Origin of the sequence: Dyella subtropica (assembly GCF_026283965.1) — a bacterium.
Classification (GTDB): domain Bacteria; phylum Pseudomonadota; class Gammaproteobacteria; order Xanthomonadales; family Rhodanobacteraceae; genus Dyella_D; species Dyella_D subtropica.
On the sequence record NZ_JAPDPD010000010.1, the window covers coordinates 51,798 to 76,698 of the forward strand.

Here is a 24,901-nt window from a genome sequence, read left to right on the forward strand (position 1 = left end):
TTCACCCCCGACGAACCCAACGACTGGACCCGATCATGAGCGAGATTCCCGGCGATCTGAAGTTTCTCAAGTCCCACGAGTGGGCCCGTGTCGAAGACAACGGCCTGGTGCGTGTAGGTATTTCCGACCATGCCCAGAGCGCGCTCGGCGACCTGGTCTACGTGGAGCTGCCGGAGATCGGCGCCAGCGTGCAAGCCGGCAACGGCGCGGCGGTGGTCGAGTCGGTGAAGGCCGCTTCCGACATCTACTCGCCGGTGTCGGGCGAGGTGGTCGAGGTCAACGAGGCGTTGGCCGACAAGCCGGAAACCATCAACGAGGACGCCTATGGCGACGGCTGGATCTTCGTGGTGCGCATCAGCAACCGTGATGAGCTCAACGAGCTACTCGACGCGGACGCCTACGCCGAAGTGATCGAGAACGAAGATCACTGATCGCTCGCGGCACACGGTGGATGATCCGACGGCCGCGAAAGCGGCCGTCGGTGTGTCGGGGGGCAAGGTGGTGCAGATCGCCTCTGCGGTATCGCGTACACGGCTTCATCACGATGCGTTTGTCGCATTCACGCCCGACCTCCTCGCGGCGCATGCCCATCGATGGTGATCGAGTTGACAGGTTCGCGATGACCGATGCGATGACGCGCCTGCGTGGCGAATCGGATCGGATTGTCGAAGCGTCGAGGCGTCGAGTGACGTGTTCGTCGATGCCCGTCGGGATGTCTTGAGCGCGATTTTCGGGTCGTCGCGTGGGGTGAGGGTGCCGGCGCTCAGTCGAGTTTCGTTCATCCATGGGAGCCCGCCGAACGGGGTGTCGCTAAGTCTTTGCGCGCCAACGAGTTGCGTTGTTTCATCGGGCGCATGCGTAATCGAGCGATATTCATAAAAACCCTGTTTTATGCGGGTTTTGTGCAGATTTTGCTTTTGTTGGTATTTATTTGTTTGGGTGTATAGACGTCCAATCAAATATAGCCATGTGGCCCGGAATGCCTTGTGGGACAGGGTTTCCGGGCTGGATGGGATGGGTGAGGCGGATTGATTTCATGATTAAAATCAATTGACAGCTGAAATGTTCGGGAATAGCTTTCGCTCCAGATAACGGGGAACAGGCGTCATGGCATCATCGAAATTCATCAAGCCGTATGTCGAGCACGGCGAAAAGGCCGGGGCAGTACGCAAGATTACGGTCTCCATTCCGCTGCACGTTCTGCAGCCCCTGTCGGACGAACGTACCCGTCGTCAAGTGAACAATCTTAGGCACGCCACCAATAGCGATTTGCTGGTTGAGGCGTTCCTGCATGCTTTTACTGGGCAACCACTGCCAACTGATGAGGAGCTGAGACGAACTATGGCCACTGCCAAGAAAGCCACCAAGAAACCGGCCGCTAAAAAGGCCGTCAAGAAAACCGCCGTGAAGAAGGCCGCCGCGAAGAAGCCGGTTGCCAAGAAGCCGGCCGCCAAGAAGGCCGTTCGCAAGGTCGCCAAGAAGGCTGTCGCCAAGAAGCGTCCGGCGGCTGCTAAGAAGGCTGCCGTAAAGAAGGTCGCCGTGAAGAAGGTTGCCAAGAAGGCCGCCAAGAAGCGCACCGTGAAGAAGGCTGCTGCTGCCAAGGTGGTCAAGGCCACCAAGACCGCAAAAGCCAAGACCGCCAAGAAGTAAGCACGACTACAACTAGGTTGTACCGATTTCTCTCCCTGCGGTGCCCAGCGCAGGGAGGGCACTTCGAAAGAGCGATTCGTCCCGGCCTATGCTGGGACGCTTCGTTTCTGGGGTTTGAAAAATGTAAAGCCTCGCCGCGACAACCGCCGGACGAGGCCGGGCGAGGGGAAGGCGGCTAGCGCAATCCGGGCGGCCAAGCCGTGAAGCTACGCGCGATTTGCCGTGATGCTTCATTGCGGTTACCTTTTGCACATCCGCGCCGCGGCGAGCCTGGGGAGGTTTGCCGCTCCTGGATTCACAGGGGGAAAAAGCGCGGGTATCTGATGCCACTCAGCGAGAGACCATGGATACCCGATATATCCGTCATGCGCGTCGGCACGCGCGGGGGGCTATTCAGCCCGTTGTTATTGCCATCCTCATCGTCTTTGCTGTGCTTGCGGCAGCGGCGTGGTTCCTCATCATCAAGCCTCATCAGGACCTGATGCAGACTGACGCAGGCGGCCATCCGTCGACGCCGGTGGCCTCCGGTCGCGAGGCGCCGCCACCGCCGGCTAACGTGGAAGCGATGAGCGTCAATCAGCTGTTGTCTGAGGCGCGGCGCGCGATGAACGAGCAACGCCTGCTCGCTCCGGCCGGCAACAATGCGTTCGAGTTCTACCTGAAGGCGCTGCAGAAGCAGCCGGGCAATCAGGTGGCGGCCGACGCCTTGCGCGAAACCTTCCCCTTTGCCGCCACGGCGGCCGAGCAGGCGATCAACCAGCGCGATTTCAACGATGCGCAGCGCCAGATCGATCTGCTCGCCAAGGCCGATTCGGCTAACTACACGCTGACCATCCTGCGCTCCAAGCTGGATGCCCAGCGCAAGCTGTTGGATCGCGAGCAGCAGCTTGCTGCCGACAAAGAAAAGCAGCAGTTGGTCGCCCAGAAAGCAGCCGCGGACAAGGCGGAGGCCGACAAGGCGTCGGAACAGAAGGCCCAGCAGGCGGCTGCCGAGCAGCGCCAGGCGCAACAAGCGCGTCTGGCGCAGCAACAGCAGGCTTCCGAGTCCGCTCGCCCGCAGGCGAGCGCGAACACCGCGGCGGCCGCGACGAGCGGTGATGCCGGCGGCACCGGTACGCATGCTGCCGTGCTGGTCAAGAACGCCGCACCGCGTTACCCGACGGCCGCCATGCGTGCCAACCAGGAAGGTTGGGTGGAACTGGCCTTCACTATCACCGCGGACGGCAGCGTCAACGACGTGAAGGTGCTCGACGCCCAGCCGCGTCACGTATTCGACCGAGCGGCGATCGACGCAGTGACCCGCTGGAAGTATCAGCCGGCGATGCAAGGTGGCTCGCCGGTGGCATCGAGCAAGAGCCAGCGCATCGAGTTCAAGTTGTGACTTGACGGCAGGCTGCCGAAGGGATGAAGGACAAGAGGCGCGCATGGGAACATGCAGCGCCTCTTTCTTTGTCATCGGTCTATGCGGACGATGAAAACAAGCTCTTAGTTTCGATGCCCGCGCTTGCCGGAGGCGGCCTTGGTGCCGCGTCGCGCCTTGCCCTTGCCTGACGTGGCCTTGGCCGTGCCGGCTGGCGGTGCATCGCTTTCCACGCCGGCCCAATCGACGTGCTCGAGGCCCAGCATGCTGTCGAACACCATTGGCATCAGGCCCGAAGGCATGGCCCCGGCCGAGTTCCACATGGTCACCACGCCAGTGTGGTACTTGGGAAAGAAGCCGATCATGGTGCGATAGCCTTCCACGGCGCCGGCGTGGAACACCAAGGTTTCCCCGCCGTACTGGAAGACGCGCCAACCCAACGCGTAATGAGCGTCGCTGACCCTTTCGCGGCGCCAGGGTGTCGCGCGCAATTCCACTGGCGTTGCCACCTCCGGTGTGTGCAGCACGTCGAGTAGGGCCGTTGGAAGGACGTCCGGACGACCGCCCATCTGCGCGATCAGCCATTGCTCCATGTCGCGCAGGCTCGCGTTGACACCGGCTGCCGGTGCGACGCGGTAGTAAGCCTCTTTCGGTTCGAACGGACGCCAGCCGCCGGGGCCAGCCGGGTGATGCGGCCGCGCCCAGCTCGGGCTCGACTCCAGCGCTTCGCGCCCATAACTGGCAGTTTTCATGCCCAGCGGCAAGAAGATGCGTTTGTCCACCTGGCGGTAGAAGAAATCGCCTGTCATGGCGTAGATCACGTCGCCGATCATGCTGAAGGCGACGTTCTGGTAGCCGTAGCACTGGCCCACGGCGCAGGTCATGTCGACCTCGTCGAGCTTGCGCACCAGCTCCTCGTAGGAGACATCACCTTCGAGCATGTTGTCGTAGGTATTGCGCGGCAGACCCAGGCGCTGCCCCAGGATGTCGCGTACCGTGGCTTTCTCTGCCGCCTGCGCATCCTTGAGCTTGAAGAAGGGCAGCACGTCGGCCAGCTTGGTGTCCCAGCTCAACTTGCCATCATTGACGAGCACACCGGTCAACGCCGTGGCGAAGGCCTTGGACAGCGAGGCCAGGCGGAACACCGTCTCTGGCGTGATGGGCTCCTGCGTCGTCGCGTTGGCGTAGCCGAAGGTGTGCTCGTAGACCACCTTGTCGTCGATCACTACGGCGGTCGCAAGGCCGGCTACAGCATGGCGCTGTTCGAGTCGTTCAAGCCATTGCTGGTAGGCGGCCAGGGCGGCCTTGACCTGTTCCGGCGGCAAGTGCTGAGGCGCCGCATTAGCGCTCTGCATAGCGACCTGCGCAGGAGCGGCGGGAGAGGCGAGCAGCGGGCCGCTAGTCAGGCCAAGCGCACTGGCGATCAACAGGAAAATCTTGCGAAACTGCATGCTACTCTGGCGTGGTATTGGCGCGAAACGCGCCACGAAACAAGGGGGAATGGCGATGGGCTTGTTGATTGTTCTTGTGACAATCGTCCTGATTGTCGTGTACTTCGTGTCGCTCTACAACGGACTGGTGACCGCGCGTAACGGCTATAAGAACGCCTTCGCGCAGATCGATGTACAGCTCACCCGTCGACATGATCTGATCCCCAACCTGGTGGAAACCGCCAAGGCTTACCTCGCCCATGAGCGTGGAACCCTGGAAGCGGTGGTGCAGGCGCGCAATGTTGCAGTCAGCGGGCTCGCAGGCGCCAAGGCCAACCCCGGCGACGCCGCTGCGATGCAGCAGCTGTCCGGCGCCGAGAATGCATTAACACAAAGTCTGGGCCGCTTGTTCGCGCTCAGCGAGGCCTATCCCGACCTCAAGGCCAACCAGACCATGGCGCAGCTCTCGGAGGCGCTGAGTTCGACCGAGAACCGTGTCGCCTTTGCCCGCCAGGCCTATAACGACGCCGTGATGACCTATAACAACCGCCGCGAGGTGTTTCCGAACTCGGTGATTTCCAACCAGTTCGCCTTCTCGCCCGCCGAGCCGCTGCAGATCGAGGATCCGGCGGTGCGCGCGGCCCCGAAGGTTTCCTTCGCCTGATCGCCATCCGTCGCGGCTCCGGCCGCGGCGGCTTTCTTGGGGGAAGCGCGGCGATGGATTTCTTCGCGGAGCAGGCGAGACAGCGCGCTGCCAGCCGGCAGCTGGTGCTGTTGTTCGCATTGGCAGTGCTGGTGATTGTCGCCATGGTCGACGTGGTGGTGTGGTGGGTGTGGAGCCACCTCATGCTGTTCGCCATGCCGCCGCGTACCGGCCGGACGTTACTGTTTGCCACCAGCGCGCTGATCATTGGCGGCATTCTCGCCTGTTCGCTGTATCGCATCCGCAGCTTGTCGAGTGGCGGTAAGGCGGTGGCCGAATCGGTGGGCGCAGAGCGGGTGCCTGAGGACACCCAGGATCCGCAACGGCGACGCCTGCGTAACGTGATCGAGGAAGTGGCGATTGCCTCTGGCGTGCCCGTGCCGGCGATCTATCTGTTGTCGAACGAGTACGGCATCAATGCCTTCGCCGCGGGTTACGAACCGGACGACGCAGCCATCTGCGTGACGCAGGGCTGTCTCGATCGTCTCACCCGCGACGAACTGCAGGGCGTGATCGGACATGAGTTCAGTCATGTGCTCAATGGCGACATGCGCTTGAACATCCGCATCATGGGCCTGCTGTTCGGCATCCAGGTGCTGGGTTTGCTGGGGCGCAAGCTGACCGCATCGGACTCGGACTCGGGTGATCGCCGTCGCGGCTTCACCTTTCACATCACCGCGCTGGGCCTGGTACTGATCGTGGCTGGCTATGTGGGCTACTTCTTCGCACGGCTGATCCAGGCCGCCGTAAGCCGTTCGCGCGAACTGCTGGCCGATGCTTCCGCGGTGCAATTCACCCGACAAACCACTGGCCTGGCGAACGCGCTCAAGAAGATCGCCGTGCTCGACGAGGGTTCGCACTTGCATGCGAGCCGGGCCGGGGAGGTGGCGCATATGTTGTTCGGTGAGGCAGGCAGCTTCAACGCCTTGTTCGCCACACACCCGCCGGTGATGGAGCGTATCCGTGCGCTGGAGCCTTGGTTCAGCGAGCGGGCGCTGAAGCTCTTCGCGGCCAAGATGGAGGCAGCGGAGCAGCAGGAGAACGAGGAGCCGTCGTCGCCAGACAGAAGCGATGCCGTCGAGCGAACCGACACGAAAGCAGCTTCCGCGCGAACGCAGCTTGCGGGCGAGGCCCCCGCCGTGGGCTTGTACGCACGGTTCGGTGCATCGGACACCTCAAGCAAGGCGCCACTTGATATCCAGCCAGCCCGCTTGCCGGACGATCTGGTTCAGGCGACGCGGCAGGCAGAATCCGCCCTGGGCTTGGTGTTGTCGCTGACGCTTTCGAGTGAGACCGAGCTGCAATCGCGCCAGCAACGGCTGATCGCCGCCGCTTTTGGCGATGACATGGCACATGAGGCGGTGGCCAGCGTGGGCTGTCTGCGCGCGTTGCCAGCCAAGCATCGGCAGCTGCTGCTCGCGCTCGCGTTCCCATCGTTGAAGCGCCTGTCTGCCGGGCGTCGCGAGACCTTGTTGAGTACGGTCGATGAACTGGTGCGTGCGGATGGCCGGATCGATCTGCAGGAATACTGTCTGGTCCGACAGCTTCGTACCCAGTTGCAGGAAGCGAAGCAGGCGCCGCGTGAGTCTACGGCCGGTACCAAGAAGCTCATTGATTGCCGGGAAAGTTATGCGCTGGTCGGGGCGGTGCTGGCCTGCCACGGCAGTGCGAGCGAAGCGGAGGCACGTCGGGCCTGGCTGCTCGCGATGCAGGATGCCCTGCCGGGCGAGGCAGTGATCTGGCCGGTGCTCCCAGCCATGTGGCAAGCAGCGTTCGATCAGGCGCTCGATGAATTGGATCAACTCACGGCGGTGGGTAAGGAGTTGGTGCTGCAGGGCTTGCTACGAGCGATCAAGGCCGATGGCGAGGTGAGTGGCGATGAGGCGGTGCTGTTCCGCTTGATCTGCGCCAGCCTGCACAGCCCACCACCGGCCGCTTTGTGCATGGCGTGAAGTCGATCAGATGTCGCCGAGCATCAATGCGCTCGCCCGTTCCGCCATCATGATGGTGGGAGCATTAGTGTTGCCGGTGATCAGCGAGGGCATGACGGAGGCGTCGACCACACGCAGGCTCTCGACTCCCCTCACACGCAATTCACTGTCCAGCACCGACGCGCCATCGCGTCCCATCCGGCAGGTGCCGACCGGGTGATAGATGGTTTCGGTGCGGCGGCGGATGAAGTCGGCGTACTCGGCATCGCTTCGCAATTCGCGGTTGGGTTGTACGGGGTGCCCGCGATAAGCATCGAACGGGGATTGCGCAAGGATCTCGCGCGACAGCTTGGCTGCCTCGATCATCATCTTCAGATCGTGGCCTTCCGGGTCGCTGAGGTAATTCGCCTCGATACCGATCGGTTGCGTCGGATCGGCCGAATGCAGCCGTAGCCGGCCGCGGCTGCGCGGATGCAGGTAACACGCATGCACGGTATAGCCGCGGCCGGGCAGCGCGCGTGCGCCGTGGTCGTCCAGTTGCGCGGGGATGAAATGGAACTGGATATCGCAGCGCTCGTCCGGCGCGAAGCGGCTGCGCACGAAACCGCCCGCCTCGGCCGCGTTGGAGCTGCCGATACCGTCGCGATGGCGCAGATAACGCCACGCCACGGCAGCATCGTTGAGGTGGTCGAAGGTGGCCTGGCTGGTCGTGCCCGTCACGCTGCAGATGTCCAGGTGATCCTGCAGATGCGCACCTACATCCGGCTGGTCGAGCCGCACGGCGATGCCATACTCGCGCAAGTGGTCGGCCGGGCCCACGCCAGAGAGCATCAGCAGCTGGGGTGTGTTGATCGCACCGGCGGCCAGGATCACTTCGCTTGCTTCAATGCGTTCGCTATTGAGCTGCACGCCGACCGCGTGGCCGTTCTCGATCAGCACCCGTTCGACCAGCACGCCAGTGCGTACCGTCAGGTTAGGCCGCTGCATCGCAGGCGCCAGGTAGGCCGCGGCAGCGGAGCAGCGCGCCCCGTCGCGCTGGGTGACCTGATACAAACCAAAACCGTCCTGCCGCTCGCCGTTGAAGTCGGTGTTGCGAGCGTACCCAGCGCTGATGCCTGCCTCGATGAAAGCCTCCGAGAGTTCGCTGTGATAGCGCAAATCGTCGACGCCCAGCGGGCCGCCACTGCCGTGCCAGGGCCCGGCGCCGCGGCGATTGTCTTCGCTGCGCAGGAACCACGGCAGCACGTGTTGCCAGCTCCAGCGAGCGTCGCCAGTAGCGTCCGCCCAGCCGTCGTAGTCGGCGGGTACACCGCGGATGTAGCACATGGCGTTGATGGCGCTGGAGCCGCCCAGGGTCTTGCCGCGCGGCCACCACAAGCGGCGTTGACCAAGCTGTGCCTCGGGTTCGGTGCGGTAGCCCCAATTGATCCGGTGGCCGCCATAGAGCCGCGCCAGACCGCGCTGGTCGCCGACCAATTTGGCGATGCCGGCAGGCATGTGGATCAATGGATTCCAGTCGCGTGGGCCCGCTTCGAGCAACAGTACGCGCTGGTTCGGTCGAGCGCTGAGTCGATGGGCGAGTACGCACCCGGCAGAGCCGGCACCGACGATCACGTAGTCGTAAATCATCCGTCCAATTCCCTAGGGATGCTGGCTTGGCCGTCATGGTCGCATGCTAGTCTTCGCCGCGACTCTTGCAGGATGTCCCCCGGTGAACTCGTCCAAACGTGCCGCGACAGATCGGGCCACGGCAGATCAGGTTGCGACAGGCCAGCATTACGCCCCCGCGTTGTCCGCACTGGCCTTCTTCTTTGTGATGACGGCTTATTACATTGTTCGCCCGGTGCGTGACCAGCTGAGCGGGGCGGTGGGTTCGCAATCGCTGCCGCTGTTCTATTCGGTGGTGTTCGGCGTGATGCTCCTCCTCACGCCCGTGTTCGGCATGCTGGTGGCGCGCTTTCCGCGCAAGCAGCTGCTGGGCTGGAGTTATTCTTTTTTTGTGTTTTGTCTGTTCGCTTTCGTGCCGGCTTTCGTGGCGCAGGATCGCATTGGCGCGCGTGAGCTTGGCGTGGTGTTCTACGTCTGGGTCAGCGTGTTCAACCTGTTCGTGGTGTCGCTGTTCTGGAGTTTCATGGCGGACATCTTCAGCAGCGTCGAAGCGCGCAAGGTGTTCCCGCTGATCGCACTTGGGGGTATGGCTGGTGCCATCTTCGGTCCCCTGATCACCAAGTTCCTTGTGCAGCAGATCGGCGTGGCAATGCTGCTGGTGGTGTCGGCAGCAGCGTTGCTGCTGGCGCTGGGCCTGCTGTTGCGGCTCTCTGCGCAGCAGGAACGCCGTGACGGGGATGCCCAGCAGAGCGAGCCGGTGGGTGGTTCGTTGTGGGCCGGCGTCAAGGAGCTGTGGTCGCGCCCATTTCTGCGTTACATGGCCATCATGATGGTGCTTGGCGATGGCATCGGTACGCTGGCTTATGCCTTGATGGCCGACTACGCCAAGGCACATTTCACTGACACCGTGGCGCGCACCTCGTTCTACAACGATCTGGATCTGGTCACCAATCTACTCGGTGCGGGCCTGCAGCTGACCTTCACGCGCTGGCTGATGACACGTCACGGCGCAGGCTGGGGTCTGGTCGTGCCGGCGCTGGTGAATCTGGTGTTGCTGCTTGCGGTCGTAGGGATGGGCGCCAGCCATGTTGAGCTGCTCGGGTTCAGTGTGCCGACGCTGGCAGTGATGATGGTGGGCTCGCGCGGTTTTGCCTACGGTATGACCAAGCCCGCCGTGGACGCGCTGTACACGCGGGTGCCGCGTGAAACGCGCTACAAAGGCAAAAATTTCGTCGAAACGGCGGTGTGGCGCTTCGGCGATGTCGTGGTGACCAGTGGCGTGAGTTTGCTCGGCAAGTTTGGCGTGGGTGTGGCTGGCATGGCCATGATTGGCGCCGGCATTTCCGCCTTCGCGGCGTGGGTGGCGCGTCGCGCGGGCCATTCGCCGGACTTGCTGCCGGAGCGCTCGCATCCGGCGAAGGCCGGACCATAACGGGCTTACTTAGCTGCTGATGTAACGCCGCAGTTGCTCGATCTGCTCGGCTTGCGCGTCGATCACGGCTTTCACCAGGTCGCCGATGGAAATCACGCCGACGACCCGGTTGTCGCTGACCACCGGCAGATGACGGATGCGGCTGTCGGTACACAGGCGCATGCAGTCGAGCACATCCGTGTCCGGGCTGACGGTGAGAGCGGGACTGCTCATGATTTCCGACACCGCCGTCTGGGCTGAAGAGCGTCCCTGCAGAATCACTTTGCGAGCGTAATCGCGTTCGGAAACGATACCGACCAGTTGCTCGCCGCGCATCACCAGCAGGGCGCCGACGCGCCGTTCTGCCATACGCTTGATCGCATCGAGCACCTGCGCTTCCGGTGCGATGCTGAAGATCTGACTGCCCTTGCCTTGAAGCAAATGCTTGACCTGATGCATGCCTGAGCCTCCGGGGTTACCGTGGACGGTCGCCTGATCGCCAGTCTAGCGCCACCGCGCAATGGAGGTGTAGCGCCCGTGTGAAGTCGAGCCAGGGGGTGTTTCCGCTGCTCCGACACTGTGGCGAGAAGTGCTCAATCTGCCTTCCGCGGAGGATGCTGTTCTTCGGTGAAATGCAGCGGCCGTTGCTTCATCGCTGGCGGCGCACCTGCGAGGACGGGGCGGAGCCTTGCAGATAGCCGGGCCCACCCAGCTGTCCCATTTGCTGCTGGATCCAGTTTGCACGACTCAGCACGTAAGGGCTTGGCCGATCGACCTTGAAGCGCCGTGGGCTAGGCAGCACGGCGGCCAGTCGCGCTGCCTGCGCTGCGCTCAGGCGCGAGGGCGGCATGCGGAAGAACACGTCGCTGGCTGCGCCAACGCCATAGATGCCGTCGCCCAACTCAGCGACGTTCATATACACCTCGAGGATGCGCTGCTTGGGCCAGGTGAGCTCGATCAGCACGGTAAAATACGCCTCCAGGCCCTTGCGCACGAAGCTGCGGCCGTTCCACAGGAAGAGATTTTTGGCGGTCTGCTGGCTGATGGTGCTGGCGCCGCGCAGCCGCTTGCCGTCATCCGCGGCATCCATCGCGTCCTGGATGGAATCGAAGTCGAAGCCATGATGGAACGGGAATTTCTGGTCCTCCCCGGCCACCATGGCCATCGGCACATAAGGCGACACCTGCGGCCAGGGCACCCAGCGATGACGTAGCTGGAAGTTCTTCTCGCCATGGATCCATGCGCCCAGCTGGCGTTCCATCATCACCGCCGAGGTCCAGGGCGGCACGAAGCGCAGCACCAGAACGATCAGCCAGCTCAGGGCGACCCAGGCCAACACAAGGATGGCGAGCGAACGCAGCAGGCGAGCGAACAATGGGCGTCGTTGGAGCATGGCGGCGCAGGCGGTAAGGTCGCGGCAGTATAAGTGGCTGGCCCACAGCGATGGCTGCTGCCATGCCCGGCGAGGATTGGCATAAAATTCCTCTCTCCATCGCCGTCTGTGCGCAGACCGCACAGTCGGGGGCACCTCCGAGACCGCGATCGCCGCCCAGCGGCTTGCGTCTGCGCCCTGGCGCCCCCATAAATCGCGCCTTGTCCAGAGAGGTTGAGTTCCGTGGAAACTGTGCTTGTCGAAGACGTGCTGCATCGCTTTCTGCTGGAACGCGCCGGTGTGCGCGGCGTGCTGGTGCGGCTTGGAGCGGCATGGCGTGAAGTGGCTGGCCGTGCCAGCTATCCACCCGCGCTGCGCTCGTTGCTCGGCGAGGCGTTGACGGCCAGTGCATTGTTGACCGGCAACATCAAGCTGGAAGGCACTTTGTCGATCGAGCTGAAGAGCAGCGGCGCACTGCGCCTGTTGTTCGCCGAGTGCACCGACCAGGGGCGTTTACGCGGTCTCGCTCGCTGGAGCGACCCGCTGCCCGAATCGCTGGAGCTGGTGCAGCTGCCCGACGCCATCATGGCCATCACCATTGGCAACCCCGAACGCGGGCAACGCTATCAGGGTCTGGTGGATTTGCAGCATCCCGATCTTTTCGGTGCGCTGGAAAACTATTTCAGCCAGTCCGAGCAGTTGCCGGCCAAGATCCTGCTGGCGGCCGATGGTGAGCACGCCGTGGGGCTGATGCTGCAGCGCCTGCCGGGCGAAGGTGGTTACGACGCGGTGCACGATGAGGATGCGTGGACCCGCATCCTGCATCTCGCTGCCACGCTGGGCCAGGAGGAAATGCTGGCAACGCCACCGGAACAGCTGCTGTACCGGCTGTTTCATGAGGAGTCGGTGCGCCTGTTCGAGCCGCGATCGCTGGCTTTCGGCTGCAGCTGCACGCGCGAGCGCGTGGAGGCGGTGCTGCGTTCGCTCGGCCGCGACGAAGTGGAAGCCGCGCTAGAGGCGAACGAAGGTGAGATCGAGGTGATCTGTGAGTTCTGCGCGCAGCGCTACACCTTCGATCGCATCGACGCGGAGCATCTGCTGAGCCATTCCGCCGTGAGTGCGCCCGATACGGCGCAGTAATCACGGAAGTGTAGGCGGGTTCAGAGCATCCCTAAGGCAGCGCGAAATGATATTCGCGCTGCAGCCATACATCGGCCGCTCTCGGTATGGCGAACAGGAAGCCCTGGCCGTAGCGGCAGCCGACACGCAGCAGCGCATCACGCTGGGCCTCTTCTTCGATGCCTTCGGCAATGACCTGCATCTGCAGCGAATCGGCCAGCACCTGGATCGCGCGCACCACGGCCAGGCTGTGGCTGCCTTCGCGCGGGAGTTCGGTGATGAACGAGCGGTCCACCTTCAGCGTGCCGATCGGGTATTGGTGCAGGTAGCTCAGCGATGAATAGCCGGTGCCGAAGTCGTCCAGCGCGATACCGACGCCATGCGCGCGCAGCGTGTCGAGGATGCGCTTCACCTGCAAGGCGTTTTCCAGCAGCGCACGCTCGGTGACCTCAATGCGCAGGCAGTGCGGCGGCAGACGGTGGGCCTCGAGCAAGTCGAGCAAGCGGCGATCAAGGTCCGCCGAGCGGAAGTGCCGGCCGGAGACGTTGATGCTGACGAAGCCATCGGCACCCGCCAATGCTTCTGCCTGTGCGCAGACTTGGTCGAAGATCTGCCAGTCGATGCTTTCGGAACACCCGCTTTCTTCCGCCACCGCAAGAAAATCGCTTGGCGTCAGCAGGCCGCGGTCTGGATGGCGCCAGCGCAGCAGTGCTTCGTAACCCACGGTCTGGCCGTCTTCCAGCGACACGATGGGTTGATAGAACGGCACGAATTCGTTGCGGCTCAGCGCACGGCGCAGGTCGCCTTCCATTTCCAGCAAGGACAGCGCTTCACGGCGCAGGCGGTCGTCGAACACTGCGGCGCGGTGGCGGCCTTCGTCTTTGGCGCGGTACATCGCAGCGTCTGCGTCGCGCAGCAGTTCTTCCGGGCGCTGGTAGTGCGGGCCGGGCAGCGCGATACCGATGGAGGCGGAGGTGAAGATCTCTTTGGCACCGAGACGGAACGGCGTCTGCAGCTCGGAAATGATGCGTTCGGCGATCAACAGCGCCATCTTCGAATCGGTAATGCCCTCGGCCAGCACGGCGAACTCGTCGCCACCCAGGCGCGCGACCACGTCGCGGGTCTTCAGGCAGGCCCGGATACGGCCACCGACCTGGAACAGCAGATCGTCGCCGACCAGGTGGCCGACCGAATCATTGATGACCTTGAAGCGGTCCAGATCGATGAACAGTACGGCGAACATGTCCTGCGCATTGCCGTGGTAGCGCTGCAGCGCCTGTTCGAGACGCTGCAGCAGCAGGGTGCGATTGGGCAGGCCGGTGAGCGAGTCGTGCAGGGTTTCGTATTTCAAGCGGCGCTCGACGCGCTCGCGTTCGGCGATCTGTTCGCGCAGGTCGCGGTTGGCCAGCGCCAGAGCACGGGTGCGCTCGGTAACGCGGCGCTCGAGGCCAGCGTAAGCCTGCTTCAGTGATTCGGTGGTGTGCTTGCGCTGCAGTGCGTTGGCCACGTGGTAGCTGACGAAGGTCAGCAGCTCCTGGTCGCGCACATCGTAGGTGTGTTCGGGCGAATAGCTCTGCACGGCGAGCACACCCATGGCGCGTTCGCCCCAGATCAGTGGCACGCCCAGCCAGCAGATGGAGCGCGAACCGTACTGGCCGATTTCGCCTATCCGGCACAGGCGGTCGACATCCTCTGGTGCAGCCAGTAGCGGTTTGCCATGGCGTAGCACGTATTCGGTCAGGCCTCGGCCGTGCGAGCGGGGCAGGCGCACCGTATCGAACTCGTCCACCGAATAGGGGAAGGTGAGCTGGTTGGGTTCTTCGTCGAGCAGCGCGATGTAGAAATTGCGCGCGTACAGCAAACCGCCGATGACGCGATGCACGGCTGCGTAGAAGTTCTCCAGACTCTCCGAGGCATTGGCCAGTTCGGCGATGCGGAACAGCGCAGCCTGCAGGCGTTCCCCGCGTTGACGCTGCAGCACCTGCTGGCGCAACACGCGGTTGGCCTCGCGCAGCGCGGCGGTGCGGCTGGTGACGCGGCGTTCCAGCTCGGCATGGGCTTCGCGGCGCTCCAGCGCCGTCTGCACGTGCTTGGCTACGTAGCTCAGCAGTTCGCGGTCGTGCTGGGTGTAGTGGGTGTCTTCGCGATAGCTCTGCATCACAATGCCGCCGACCACGCGGCCGTCACGTAGCAGCGGCACGCCCAGCCAATGCTCGCAGACGGGTCCAAGCAGTACGAACTGGCCATTGAACTGACGCGCCAGCTCATCGACCGAGCCCATGACGGCCTGGCCGCTTTGCAGCAGATTCCAGGTGAGGCTGTGGCGCATCTCTTGCAGCGGCACGCTCTGCTCGGGCAAGGGCGGGTCCTTGTCCTCTGTGTCTACGTAGTATGGAAAGCGCACGCTGTCAGTGGCGGCGTCATACAACGCGATGTAGAAGTTCTCTGCGTACATCAAGCTGCCGAGGATGGTATGCAGCGAATGCATCATCTCGGCCATGTTGTGTTCGGTGCTGGCCTGGTCGGCGATCGCATACAGCGCGCGCTGCAGGCGTTCGGCCAGGGCCAGCCGGGAGATGGCTTCGTACAGGCGCGAGGTTTCGGCCAATTGCCGCAAGCGCGAGGAGGCCAGCCGGCCGAGCCAGGCGAGCTGGTCGCGCAGATGGTCCGGCAACGGGTTGCTTGGCAATGGCAGGACCAGCATGCGCAGGCCCTGGGGGTCTTCGGCCAGGTCCAGGTGCTCCGGAAGGTCCGGGTCGGGTGCGGGCGAGTTCTCCAGCAGGCGCCAGCGCAGCGTTCCCTGGATGCCCAGGGCACCGATCGCAGTCTCACAGGCCGCTTGGATGCTCGCGGCGTCGGTCGCCCGGAACAAACCTTCCACAGCCGTATGCAACGCCGCCGTGTTCTCGTCTGCGGGCAGGGGCATAAGGGCGCTGCTGGTGGGTGCTGAACTCATCCGGCGCGAACCGGTCCATGCGTGGTTGAGATGCGCCTTTATATCGCCTCTATTCAGAATTGTCGCTGCAGAAAAGTCACCCACCCCGTCATGGGCAACCTGATGTGGGCCCATTCCATGCCGTTCTGCGGGTTAGATCACTGAAATAAAGGGCATTACCAGGGTGTTAGTAAAAAGTAAAATATGGTAAGCTTTGGCCTGTCCGAAACCCGCGGGGAGCGGGTACTGGCCTTATTTGACGGAACTCTCGGTCTCATCTTCATGCGACGCTTACTGCTATCCATGCCGATCCTGCTGATGCCGCTTGTCGCGGCAGGGCAGTCGTTGGCTGGCGATACGCATGAGTTGGCCAACCGCCTGTTGATGCAGAAGCCCGATCAGGTAGTTCAGTTGGGGCCCGATGCCGGGATGCCGCTATGGCGTGGCAGCGACGGCCGCTGGCTTGCGCTGAAGGTCGACAGTGGCAATTTCGCAGCCGCCCAGCGCAACGATGCGCCATTGCAGTTCAGTGTGATCGATGCATCGCGTGCGATGTCCACTGACCTGACCTACGGGCTCGGGCCCAATTTGCAGGCGCACGTTGGCGTCAGCGAGCACAGCTGGATCAACAACCGTGCGCCGCGTGTGATCGGCAGCGAAATCGGCGCGACCTACAACAGCGGCCGCTATAGCGTGGGTCTCAGCGTGGGCGCCAACAGCACGCCTAATGCAGCCGTTTTGCCGCGGCTGCTCCCCGGTGCCGCCCCAGGCGTCAACGGTTTGTCCGGTTTCGACAGCAGCGCGCAGCTCAACGCGCGTGGCCGCCTGGCGCTGGACAGCAAGAGCGGCATTGATCTTGGTGCCAGCGTGGGCCGTGTTCGTCTGCTGCCGGGCAATCTGCTGGGCGTCAATACGCTGGACCAGAAGGCCATCAGTTTCGGGGTCGACCGTGGCCCACTGAGCGGCGGTGTGGTGGGGCGCGTAATGCAGCCGACCGTCGGCATCCCCGGTTCCGGCCTCAATGCGGATCGCCGCTGGAGCAGCATCGATCTCGGCGTCACCTGGCGTCTGCCGTGGCAGGGCGAGCTGAGTATTGGTGCGCAAAATGTGTGGTCGTCCGGTAATGCGGTGAGCACGCCGGCGGGTCCGGAGCCGGATCAATCGCGCACGCCCTACGTGCAATATCACCAGGATCTTTGAGATCCCACGGATTCAACAAAAACGCCGTCGCTTTGCGACGGCGTTTTTGTTTGTACGGCGACCACCCAGTTTCTTAGAACGATCGCCAGATGCTCAGTCCTGCTTGCGAATGCGCAGGTCGCCGCTGAAGGTTTCGATGTTGACCTTGCTGCCACCACCACCAGCGGTGGTATTGAGTTCCGAGCCCGGGCCGTCCTCCACCTTTTTTGGTGTGCCGAAATCGCTGCGCAAGTCGCCGCTAAAAGTGTTGGCGTGGATGACGGCGGAAAGGCTGCCTGGCACCTGCAGTTGCACGTCGCCGCTCATGCTGTCGACGTCCATACGGCCTCCCGCGGCCATGCCGCCGGACAGCTGCACATCACCCGAAACCGTACTGAGGTTCAGGTGCCTCCAGGGGCCGCCACTGACGCGGAGGCGGCCGGACACTGTCTGCAACTCTGCCTCGTTACCGACGGCGGGTGCGAGGATGTCGCCGCTCACCGTCTGCAGATTGACCTTCTCGGCATGGCCGGCGAGCTCGACACTGCCACTAACGCTTTCTGCCTCGACCGAGGGCGAGCGTGCATTGACCCGAACCTTGCCGCTTACCGAATTCACCTTGATCCGGCCGCCGTCGATGCCGTCGATACTGATCGGGGCACTCACGACTTCGACGTCGAGCGAGGCGCCTTTGGGTACGCGCACATCCAGGGTGCTGTTGCCCATGGCAGTATCGCTGTTCCAGTTGAACCAGCCGGATTTGCCCAGCGGCTCCACCTTGATCGAAAGGTTGCTGTTGGTGCCTTCGATGCTCAGCGGTCTGGTGCCGTCGCCGAGTCGTCCGCTGACCTGCACTTGATTACGATCCCAGGCGGTGACCGTGACCGCGCCTTTGACGTTGCTGATATCCAGGCGCACGTTTGGGCTGGCATCGTGGCTAAGGTTGATGGGCGTATCGGCCAGGGCCTGGCCGATCGACAAGGCCAGCAGGAGAGGGACGTAGCGTGCGGTTTTCATGAGTGTGCTCCGGTGACTCAGCCTGCCTGGTGTTCCATCTGACGCAGCTGCGATTGACGTTTTTCGGTGCGGTCGAGCAATCGCTGTAGTGCGGGCGAATGGGGAGCTTGCTCAATGGCCTGCTGCAATTCCATGCGCGCTGCATCCAGCTCCACCGCCGCGCCAGCCAGGCGCGGATCGGTGGGCTTCCAGCGGTCGACGCCATGGGCGTCGGTGAGTGGCGTGGACGATGTCTCCACCTGCTGCAGGCGCGTGTTGAGGCTGCCGGCGAGTAGTGAAAGCCCGACAAAGCTGGCGGCAAGCAACCAGGCTTGCTTGCGCGATGCGCGCGCCGGTGGGGCTTTTGTCTCGGCGGCGTTGAACTCCAGGGCGGCGTCGATGCGCGGCCACAGGTCGCGCCGCGGCGACACCGGTTCGCGCAGTGCACGCATCTGGCGGTGCCAATCGAGTTCGTTCATGACGCTTCTCCTAAAACTTTGCGTAGCAAGCCGCGTGCGCGGTGCAGCTGTGCTTTCGACGAACCGACGGCCATGCCGAGCTCGGCACCGATGTCTTCGTGTCGCCAGCCTTCGACATCGTGCAGGATCAGGACGGCTCGGGCTCGCGGTGGCAAGCGCCCGATGGCACGTTCGAGTTCCTCGCGTTCGGCGGCGCAGAATGGAGTTTCGCCATGCTCGGGCAGGTCGTCTTCGTCCATGGTGCTCACCGGGTCGGAACCGCGGGAGCGGATGTCCATCAGCGCCACGTTTACTGCCAGGCGGTACAGCCAGGTGCCGAACGCGCTTTCGTGGCGAAACCCTGCCAGCTTTTGCCAGGCACGCACGAAGGCATCCTGGGTCAGGTCCTCGGCGCGCGCATGGTCGTAGCCGGCCAGCCGATAGACCGCACCGTAGACGCGGTCCACATGTTGCCGGTAGAGCCGCTGGAAGGCGGACCGATCTCCGGCGGCGGCCGCGCGTACGTCATCCGCTTCGTCGGTCCCTACGATCGGGGCGGGCGACATGTCGTTTCCGGTGGCGGGGCAGGCGCTGATCATCTTGCCAGCTTGGATGCGCGGTGGCGCGGCAAGGTTTAGATCGTGCGCGGAAAGAAGGGTGGCCGGACTATGACGGTCCGGCCACTTGGGGATATCAGGAAGCGACGGCTTCCCGCTGCGGTTCAGCCGCGGCGAGTGCCTTGGCTACGCGCTGCTGTTCTTCGAGCAAACGTGTTGGCATGCGGCTGCCAAAACTGTGCAGATACTCGCCGATGGCGTCCAGTTCGGCTTTCCAGCCAGCCTGATCGATATCGAGCAGCTCGTTGAGGGCGGCGCTGTCCAGATCGATGCCGTCGAGGCGCAGTTCGCCTTCAGCCGGTAGCGTGCCGATGGGTGTCGCTTCGCCTTCGACCTTGCCTTCGACGCGGGCGATCATCCACTCCAGTACACGCAGGTTGTCGCCAAAGCCAGGCCACAGGAACTTGCCGTCCTTGCCCTTGCGGAACCAGTTGACGTGGAAAATCTTCGGCAGCTTCGCGCCCGGCTGGTCGAACGACAGCCAGTGATTGAAGTAGTCGCCGTAGTGGTAGCCGCAGAACGGCTTCATCGCCATCGAATCACGACGCAGCACGCCCACCGCACCCGTGGCGGCGGCGGTGGTCTCCGAACCCATGGCGCCACCGACCAGTACGCCATGCGCCCAGTCGCGCGCTTCGAATACCAGCGGCACCAACGAAGGGCGACGGCCACCAAATACGATGGCGCTGAGCGGCACGCCCTGTGCATCCTCGGCCTTTGGCGACCACGTCGGACACTGCTTTGCGCTCACGGTGAAGCGCGAGTTGGGGTGTGCGGCGGGGCCATTCGCCGGGTCGTAGGGACGCCCCTGCCAATCGGTGACGGGCGTGCCCGGTAGACCTTCCCACCACGGCTGGTTATCGGCGGTGACGGCAACGTTGGTGAAGATGGTGTCGCGCGCGATGCTGGCGAGTGCATTGGGATTGCTGCTGTCGCTGGTGCCCGGCGCCACGCCGAAGAAGCCTGCTTCCGGGTTGATCGCGTACAGACGGCCGTCTGCGCCGGGGCGCATCCAGCAGATGTCGTCGCCCACGGTCCATACCTTCCAGCCGTCCTGGCGATAGCCTTCCGGCGGAATCAGCATGGCGAGATTGGTTTTGCCGCAGGCGGACGGGAAGGCCGCAGCGACGTAATGTGTCTCGCCCTTCGGGTTCTCGATACCGACGATGAGCATGTGCTCGGCCAGCCAGCCTTCGGATTTGGCTTGCCAGCTGGCGATGCGCAGCGCGTGGCACTTCTTGCCCAGCAGCGCATTGCCGCCGTAGCCGGAGCCGTACGACTTGATCGTCAGTTCTTCAGGGAAATGCATGATGAAGCGGCGTTCCGGGTCTAGCTCGCCGATGGAGTGCAGGCCCTTCACGAAGCTTCCCTCGCGCTCGATGCGCGCCAGCGCGGCGGCACCCATGCGCGTCATCGTGCGCATGTTGGCGACCACGTAGGGGCTGTCGGTGATCTCGACGCCGCAACGGGCCAGCGGCGACTCGATCGGACCCATGCAATACGGGATCACGTACAGGGTGCGGCCTTCCATGCAGCCGTCGAACAGCTCATCGATCTTGGCGTGCGCGTCGGCCGGGGCCATCCAGTGATTGTTCGGGCCGGCGTCGTTCTCGTCCTTCGTGCAGACGAAGGTCAGGTGTTCGACGCGTGCCACGTCGGAGGGGTTCGAACGATGCAGATAGCAGCCGGGGTGGGTCTGCTGGTTCAGTTCGATCAGATCGCCGGTCTGCAGCATCTGCTGCACCAGCTCACGGTATTCAGCGTCCGAGCCATCGCACCAATGGATGTGGGCAGGGCGCGTCAGCGCCACCACCTCATTCACCCAGCGCTGCAGCGCCTCCAGCTTGCTTGCCATGCGTTCCTCACTCTGGTCTTAGGATAAAAAAGAGCAGAAACGGTAGTTTGCGTGCACTGGCATTGCAAGGTGAGGTGCAGCAAAACGGCCCCGAAGGGCCGCCAAGATGCTGATGCGGCTTGCCTTTCAGCTCGGTGTAAGCGTCGCGATCATGTGTTCGACGTACGCGTCGAACTCTTCATGACTGATGCGTGGTAGACCCAGCGTGAAGTTCAACTGCAGGAAGCCGACGTAGGCTGAATAAGTTAGTCGCGCCCGGTTCAAGGCCTCGGCCGGCGGCAGGCCCGCTTCGCGGTAGATGGTGGTCAGAAATTCCATGCGCCGCTGCGATACGCGCGCCATCACCGGCACCACCTGCGGGTGATCCAGCGCCTTCAACAGGGCGGCGTAGACGCGATGCGGCGCCAACTCGTGCGCCACGCGGCGGAACAGCTCCGGCAAGCGCGCGCGGGGGTCGGGCATCGCCTCGATCTGGCTGATCACCTCGCGCTCGCCGTACTGCTCCCAGCGCTCAAGCGCGGCTTGCAACAAGGCTTCGCGGGTACGGAAGTGCCAATAGAAACTGCCCTTGGTCACGCCCAGTTGGCGGGCCAGGGCCTCTACGGCCAGAGCGCCGACGCCTTGGTCGGCGATCAGCTTGAGAGCGGCGTCTTCCCAGTCTTCGGCGGAGAGGCGGGTACGTTCGGGTTTAGCGCTGACATTCATCACCGCATGGTAGCCCCAGTCCGGTGCTTTGCAATCCGCTGCCGTGCAACATGCTGAATTGACTTGGAGTTATGGGCTGCTCGCCGCAATGGAGGGCGACGATTGACGGGAGCTTGGATGACAATCCATACTCATCCGTATGGTTACTGTCACGCTACCAGCTTCACACGCCTCCCGTTTTGCCACCGCTGATGGTGTCGAGCTGGCGGTCGACGTGCGTCATCCGGAAGGCCAGCCCACCCTGCTGTTCGCGCATGGTTTCGGTCAGACACGCGGTGCCTGGAAGGCTGCGGCGGCAGCGCTGTCCCAGACAGGTTGTCGCTGCGTGAGCTTCGATAGCCGCGGCCACGGCGAAAGCGATCGCGTGCCGGGTGGCGAGTACCACATGGAGCAGTTCGTCTCCGATCTCGTGCAGCTCGCACATGCCCAACCTTCGCCGCCGGTATTGGTGGGCGCATCCATGGGCGGCCTGCTTGGTCTGGTGGTGGCGGGCGAGATCGATCCCGGTTTGTTTCGTGCCTTGGTGCTGGTGGACATCACGCCGCGCTGGGAAACCGCCGGCGTGGAACGCATCCTGGCCTTCATGCAGGCGCATCCGGACGGTTTCGCCAATTACGCCGAAGCGGCCGAGCAGATCGCCATCTATCTCCCGCATCGCGCCGGCCGCAAGAGTGAAGAACAACTGCGTCCGCTACTGCGCGAAGGTGCGGATGGGCGCCTGCGCTGGCATTGGGATCCGGCACTGCTCGGCGGTAGCCTGGTAAGCGAGAGCGAGCGCTACCAGCCACGCCTGATGAGCGCGGCGGCCAAGGTGCAAGTGCCGGTGCTGTTGCTATCCGGCGGTCGCAGCGACGTGGTGTCGCGCGACACCGTAGGTGAATTCCTGCAACTGGTACCGCATGCCGAACATATCGAACTGGCGCGGGCGACCCACATGGTGGCCGGCGATGCCAACGATGCTTTCACTCGCGAGATCGCACGATTCGTGCGTGCTCTGAACGCTTAACCGCCGCATGGATGCGGTATTGACCGATTGATGCTCATGCCTGTCTTCTGCAACAACGCCATACGCAACGAGGTGCTGTGATGTCCGTGATCCTGACTTTGCTGGCGGCGCTCATCGCCACCGGCGCTTGTGCCTACCATCGCAGCAGCTTGCGTACCTGGGCGATCGCTACGGTGGCCACCACGCTGGTGGTCGGCCTGATCGCGCAAGCGCCGTGGACGATGGTGATCCTGCTGATCATCGAACTGGCGATTGCTGCGCCGTTGCTGATGGTGGATTTCCGCCGCAAGAAGATCAGCGCGCCGCTGCTCAAGCTGTTCGCCAAGGTGACGCCCAAGCTATCCGAGACCGAGCAGACCGCGCTCGAGGCTGGCACGGTCGGCTTCGAAGGCGAGCTGTTCTCCGGCAAGCCGGACTGGCACGAACTGCTCAAGCAGCCCAAGCCCGAGCTGAGCACCGAGGAGCAGGCCTTCATGGACGGCCCGGTGGAACAGCTGTGCGGCATCATCGACGACTGGCAGATCACCCACGAACTGGCCGATCTGCCGCCGGACGTCTGGGCCTTCCTGAAGAAGCACAAATTCTTCGGCATGATCATTCCGAAGCAATACGGTGGTCTCGGTTTCTCCGCGCTGGCGCATTCGGCCGTGCTGCAGAAGCTCGCCACCATGTCCGCGACCGTGGCCTCGACCGTCGCCGTGCCCAACTCGCTTGGCCCGGCCGAACTGCTGCTGCACTACGGCAGCGATGAGCAGAAGAACTATTACCTGCCGCGCCTCGCCGTGGGCGAAGAGATTCCGTGCTTCGCGCTCACCGGTCCATATGCAGGTTCCGATGCTACCTCGATCACCGACTTCGGCATCGTCTGCAAGCAGATGGTGGATGGCGTCGAGACCGTTGGCGTGAAGCTCACCTTCGACAAGCGCTACATCACACTGGCGCCGGTCGCCACGGTGGTCGGCCTCGCCTTCCGCATGTACGACCCGGAGAAGCTGCTGGGCGACAAGGAAGACATGGGCATCACCCTGGCGCTGTTGCCGCGCACCACGCCGGGCCTGGAAATCGGCCGTCGCCACTTCCCGTTGAACGTGCCGTTCCAGAACGGTCCGCTGCACGGCAAGGATGTATTCGTACCGCTGTCGACGCTGATCGGTGGCCCGCACATGGCCGGTCATGGCTGGCGCATGCTGGTGGAATGTCTCTCGGTCGGTCGTGCCATCTCGTTGCCGTCCAATGCCACGGGTGGTGTGCGCGCTGCCGTGGCCGCCACCGGCGCCTATGCGCGCATGCGCAAGCAGTTCGGCCTTGCCATCGCCCGCTTCGAGGGCGTGGAGGAAGCGCTGGCGCGTATCGGTGGCCTGACTTACGCCACCGCCGCGCTGTCGCGTGCCACCGCCGCCGCGGTGGATCGCGGCGAGAAGCCCGCCGTGCCATCCGCCATCGCCAAGTACCACGCCACCGAATGGGGCCGCGTGATCGCGGGTGATGCGATGGACGTCCACGGCGGCAAGGCCGTGCAGCTCGGTCCGAAGAACTACGCCGGCCGCGCGTGGCAGGGTGTGCCGATCGCGATCACGGTGGAAGGCGCGAACATCATGACGCGCAGCCTGATGATCTTCGGTCAGGGCGCCATCCGCTGCCATCCCTATGTACTGAAGGAAATGCAGTCGCTGACCATCGACGACTACAGCGAGCGCCTGAAAACCTTCGATCGCGCGCTGTTCGGTCATCTCGGCTTCGGCGTCTCCAATGCCGTGCGTGCCTTCACGCTGGGCATCACCGGTTCCCGCATCGGCGAGACCGCGGGTGACGCCTACACCCGCCGCTACTACCGCAAGCTCAATCGCTACTCCGCCGCGCTGGCGCTGTGCGCCGACACCTTCATGGGCGTGCTCGGCGGCAAGCTGAAGTTCAAGGAGAAGCTGTCGGCCCGCCTGGGCGACGTGCTGAGCTATCTGTACATCGCCAGCGCCATGCTCAAGCGCTATGAAGATACCGGCCGCCCGGAAGCGGATCGCCCGCTGCTCGCCTGGGCCTTCCACGAGTGCATGTGGCGCACACAGATGGCGCTGGATGGCGCGATCCGCAACTTCCCGGTGAAGCCGATCTCGTGGTTGCTGCGCGCGCTGGTGTTTCCGTTTGGCCGTCGCGAAGTGCCGCCGTCGGACCGCCTGGGCCGTCGCGTCGCCGCCATCATCACCGCGCCGGGCGAAGCTCGCGATCGCCTCACTGAATGGGTCTATCTCACCCCGACTGCCAACAACACGATTGGCCGCATGAATGCGTTGCTACCGGACGTGATTGCCGCGGAGCCCGTCGATCGCAAGTTCGGTAAGGCGCAGAAAGCGGGGCAGTTCACCTCGCACGACTATTTCACTCAGCTGGTCGAGGCGGAGAAGGCTGGTGTGATCGATGCGGCCGAAGCGGCCTTGCTCAAGCGCGTACGCGAAGGCGTGTTCGAGTTCATCTCGGTGGACGACTTCGATCCGTCCGAACTGGGTGCGGCGGTAACCCGCGCGGATCACAAGAAACTCGCGGACGCGGCATGATCAAACGCGTCACTTCA

20 protein-coding genes are annotated in these 24,901 nt (G+C 63.6%); 10 read left to right on the forward strand and 10 right to left on the reverse strand.

Annotation, left to right across the window (positions count from 1 at the left end; genetic code table 11):
- Nucleotides 1-35: 35 nt before the first annotated feature.
- The 3 genes from gcvH (at nucleotide 36) to OUZ45_RS10340 (ending at nucleotide 3,031) form a co-directional block, all read left to right on the forward strand.
- Entirely contained in the window at nucleotides 36-431 is a 396-nt protein-coding gene (gcvH, locus tag OUZ45_RS10330; protein ID WP_266169958.1) for a glycine cleavage system protein GcvH, read from the forward strand.
- Between the two features lie 676 nt (nucleotides 432-1,107).
- On the forward strand, nucleotides 1,108-1,650 hold the full coding sequence (gene metJ, locus OUZ45_RS20785) for a met regulon transcriptional regulator MetJ (RefSeq protein ID WP_345781258.1): 543 nt from the start codon (nucleotides 1,108-1,110) through the stop codon (nucleotides 1,648-1,650).
- Nucleotides 1,651-1,993: 343 nt separating this feature from the next.
- A complete protein-coding gene (locus OUZ45_RS10340; protein WP_266169959.1) occupies nucleotides 1,994-3,031 on the forward strand; it encodes an energy transducer TonB in 1,038 nt (345 codons plus the stop codon).
- Between the two features lie 104 nt (nucleotides 3,032-3,135).
- Here the strand turns inward: OUZ45_RS10340 and OUZ45_RS10345 are convergent, their stop codons facing one another.
- Nucleotides 3,136-4,461, reverse strand: coding sequence for a serine hydrolase domain-containing protein (locus tag OUZ45_RS10345; RefSeq protein WP_266169961.1), 1,326 nt, complete (start codon nucleotides 4,459-4,461; stop codon nucleotides 3,136-3,138).
- Between the two features lie 55 nt (nucleotides 4,462-4,516).
- Between OUZ45_RS10345 and OUZ45_RS10350 the strand changes: the two genes are divergently transcribed.
- Complete coding sequence (locus OUZ45_RS10350) at nucleotides 4,517-5,104, forward strand: LemA family protein (protein ID WP_266170078.1); 588 nt, start codon at nucleotides 4,517-4,519, stop codon at nucleotides 5,102-5,104.
- A 53-nt stretch (nucleotides 5,105-5,157) separates the two neighbouring features.
- Entirely contained in the window at nucleotides 5,158-7,095 is a 1,938-nt protein-coding gene (locus OUZ45_RS10355) for a M48 family metallopeptidase (RefSeq protein ID WP_266169962.1), read from the forward strand.
- 6 nt (nucleotides 7,096-7,101) lie between these two features.
- Here the strand turns inward: OUZ45_RS10355 and OUZ45_RS10360 are convergent, their stop codons facing one another.
- Complete coding sequence (locus OUZ45_RS10360) at nucleotides 7,102-8,703, reverse strand: GMC family oxidoreductase (RefSeq protein ID WP_266169963.1); 1,602 nt, start codon at nucleotides 8,701-8,703, stop codon at nucleotides 7,102-7,104.
- Between the two features lie 169 nt (nucleotides 8,704-8,872).
- On the opposite strand from OUZ45_RS10360, the gene OUZ45_RS10365 reads away from it, so the two are divergent.
- On the forward strand, nucleotides 8,873-10,114 hold the full coding sequence (locus tag OUZ45_RS10365; RefSeq protein WP_266170079.1) for an NTP/NDP exchange transporter: 1,242 nt from the start codon (nucleotides 8,873-8,875) through the stop codon (nucleotides 10,112-10,114).
- Between the two features lie 9 nt (nucleotides 10,115-10,123).
- Here the strand turns inward: OUZ45_RS10365 and OUZ45_RS10370 are convergent, their stop codons facing one another.
- Both OUZ45_RS10370 and mtgA read right to left on the reverse strand, forming a co-directional pair.
- Nucleotides 10,124-10,552 carry a CBS domain-containing protein gene (locus OUZ45_RS10370; RefSeq protein ID WP_266169964.1) on the reverse strand — a complete coding sequence of 143 codons (429 nt, stop codon included), beginning with the start codon at nucleotides 10,550-10,552 and terminating at the stop codon, nucleotides 10,124-10,126.
- 190 nt (nucleotides 10,553-10,742) lie between these two features.
- Entirely contained in the window at nucleotides 10,743-11,486 is a 744-nt protein-coding gene (gene mtgA, locus OUZ45_RS10375; RefSeq protein WP_266169965.1) for a monofunctional biosynthetic peptidoglycan transglycosylase, read from the reverse strand.
- Between the two features lie 222 nt (nucleotides 11,487-11,708).
- On the opposite strand from mtgA, the gene hslO reads away from it, so the two are divergent.
- Complete coding sequence (gene hslO / locus OUZ45_RS10380; RefSeq protein ID WP_266169966.1) at nucleotides 11,709-12,605, forward strand: Hsp33 family molecular chaperone HslO; 897 nt, start codon at nucleotides 11,709-11,711, stop codon at nucleotides 12,603-12,605.
- 31 nt (nucleotides 12,606-12,636) lie between these two features.
- Here hslO and OUZ45_RS10385 read toward each other — a convergent pair whose 3' ends face one another.
- Nucleotides 12,637-15,540, reverse strand: coding sequence for a bifunctional diguanylate cyclase/phosphodiesterase (locus OUZ45_RS10385; RefSeq protein WP_425601683.1), 2,904 nt, complete (start codon nucleotides 15,538-15,540; stop codon nucleotides 12,637-12,639).
- A gap of 261 nt (nucleotides 15,541-15,801) precedes the next feature.
- Between OUZ45_RS10385 and OUZ45_RS10390 the strand changes: the two genes are divergently transcribed.
- The gene (locus tag OUZ45_RS10390; protein WP_266169968.1) at nucleotides 15,802-16,719 is read left to right on the forward strand and encodes a hypothetical protein; all 918 of its coding nucleotides are present in this window, start codon (nucleotides 15,802-15,804) and stop codon (nucleotides 16,717-16,719) included.
- Nucleotides 16,720-16,812: 93 nt separating this feature from the next.
- Here the strand turns inward: OUZ45_RS10390 and OUZ45_RS10395 are convergent, their stop codons facing one another.
- From OUZ45_RS10395 to OUZ45_RS10415, 5 genes are all read right to left on the reverse strand, one after another.
- Nucleotides 16,813-17,715 carry a DUF4097 family beta strand repeat-containing protein gene (locus OUZ45_RS10395; RefSeq protein ID WP_266169969.1) on the reverse strand — a complete coding sequence of 301 codons (903 nt, stop codon included), beginning with the start codon at nucleotides 17,713-17,715 and terminating at the stop codon, nucleotides 16,813-16,815.
- Between the two features lie 17 nt (nucleotides 17,716-17,732).
- A complete protein-coding gene (locus tag OUZ45_RS10400) occupies nucleotides 17,733-18,173 on the reverse strand; it encodes a hypothetical protein (RefSeq protein ID WP_266169970.1) in 441 nt (146 codons plus the stop codon).
- Entirely contained in the window at nucleotides 18,170-18,718 is a 549-nt protein-coding gene (locus tag OUZ45_RS10405) for an RNA polymerase sigma factor (protein WP_266169971.1), read from the reverse strand. The genes OUZ45_RS10400 and OUZ45_RS10405 overlap by 4 nt, the downstream gene beginning before the upstream one ends.
- 127 nt (nucleotides 18,719-18,845) lie before the next feature.
- A complete protein-coding gene (locus tag OUZ45_RS10410; protein WP_266169972.1) occupies nucleotides 18,846-20,624 on the reverse strand; it encodes a phosphoenolpyruvate carboxykinase (GTP) in 1,779 nt (592 codons plus the stop codon).
- Between the two features lie 126 nt (nucleotides 20,625-20,750).
- Nucleotides 20,751-21,329 carry a TetR/AcrR family transcriptional regulator gene (locus OUZ45_RS10415; protein ID WP_266169973.1) on the reverse strand — a complete coding sequence of 193 codons (579 nt, stop codon included), beginning with the start codon at nucleotides 21,327-21,329 and terminating at the stop codon, nucleotides 20,751-20,753.
- 139 nt (nucleotides 21,330-21,468) lie between these two features.
- On the opposite strand from OUZ45_RS10415, the gene OUZ45_RS10420 reads away from it, so the two are divergent.
- On the forward strand, nucleotides 21,469-22,335 hold the full coding sequence (locus OUZ45_RS10420) for an alpha/beta fold hydrolase (RefSeq protein WP_266169974.1): 867 nt from the start codon (nucleotides 21,469-21,471) through the stop codon (nucleotides 22,333-22,335).
- Between the two features lie 80 nt (nucleotides 22,336-22,415).
- The gene (locus tag OUZ45_RS10425; RefSeq protein WP_266169976.1) at nucleotides 22,416-24,884 is read left to right on the forward strand and encodes an acyl-CoA dehydrogenase; all 2,469 of its coding nucleotides are present in this window, start codon (nucleotides 22,416-22,418) and stop codon (nucleotides 24,882-24,884) included.
- The last annotated feature ends 17 nt before the right edge of the window (nucleotides 24,885-24,901 follow it).

Excerpts from the sequence above, each read along its gene's own strand:
- gcvH (WP_266169958.1), top strand. The coding sequence starts at position 36 with ATGAGCGAGATTCCCGGCGATCTGAAGTTTCTCAAGTCCCACGAGTGG.
- metJ (WP_345781258.1), top strand. The coding sequence starts at position 1,108 with ATGGCATCATCGAAATTCATCAAGCCGTATGTCGAGCACGGCGAAAAG.
- OUZ45_RS10340 (WP_266169959.1), top strand. The coding sequence starts at position 1,994 with ATGGATACCCGATATATCCGTCATGCGCGTCGGCACGCGCGGGGGGCT.
- OUZ45_RS10345 (WP_266169961.1), bottom strand. The coding sequence starts at position 4,461 with ATGCAGTTTCGCAAGATTTTCCTGTTGATCGCCAGTGCGCTTGGCCTG.
- OUZ45_RS10350 (WP_266170078.1), top strand. The coding sequence starts at position 4,517 with ATGGGCTTGTTGATTGTTCTTGTGACAATCGTCCTGATTGTCGTGTAC.
- OUZ45_RS10355 (WP_266169962.1), top strand. The coding sequence starts at position 5,158 with ATGGATTTCTTCGCGGAGCAGGCGAGACAGCGCGCTGCCAGCCGGCAG.
- OUZ45_RS10360 (WP_266169963.1), bottom strand. The coding sequence starts at position 8,703 with ATGATTTACGACTACGTGATCGTCGGTGCCGGCTCTGCCGGGTGCGTA.
- OUZ45_RS10370 (WP_266169964.1), bottom strand. The coding sequence starts at position 10,552 with ATGCATCAGGTCAAGCATTTGCTTCAAGGCAAGGGCAGTCAGATCTTC.
- mtgA (WP_266169965.1), bottom strand. The coding sequence starts at position 11,486 with ATGCTCCAACGACGCCCATTGTTCGCTCGCCTGCTGCGTTCGCTCGCC.
- OUZ45_RS10385 (WP_425601683.1), bottom strand. The coding sequence starts at position 15,540 with ATGAGTTCAGCACCCACCAGCAGCGCCCTTATGCCCCTGCCCGCAGAC.
- OUZ45_RS10390 (WP_266169968.1), top strand. The coding sequence starts at position 15,802 with ATGCGACGCTTACTGCTATCCATGCCGATCCTGCTGATGCCGCTTGTC.
- OUZ45_RS10395 (WP_266169969.1), bottom strand. The coding sequence starts at position 17,715 with ATGAAAACCGCACGCTACGTCCCTCTCCTGCTGGCCTTGTCGATCGGC.
- OUZ45_RS10400 (WP_266169970.1), bottom strand. The coding sequence starts at position 18,173 with ATGAACGAACTCGATTGGCACCGCCAGATGCGTGCACTGCGCGAACCG.
- OUZ45_RS10405 (WP_266169971.1), bottom strand. The coding sequence starts at position 18,718 with ATGTCGCCCGCCCCGATCGTAGGGACCGACGAAGCGGATGACGTACGC.
- OUZ45_RS10410 (WP_266169972.1), bottom strand. The coding sequence starts at position 20,624 with ATGGCAAGCAAGCTGGAGGCGCTGCAGCGCTGGGTGAATGAGGTGGTG.
- OUZ45_RS10415 (WP_266169973.1), bottom strand. The coding sequence starts at position 21,329 with ATGAATGTCAGCGCTAAACCCGAACGTACCCGCCTCTCCGCCGAAGAC.
- OUZ45_RS10420 (WP_266169974.1), top strand. The coding sequence starts at position 21,469 with ATGGTTACTGTCACGCTACCAGCTTCACACGCCTCCCGTTTTGCCACC.
- OUZ45_RS10425 (WP_266169976.1), top strand. The coding sequence starts at position 22,416 with ATGTCCGTGATCCTGACTTTGCTGGCGGCGCTCATCGCCACCGGCGCT.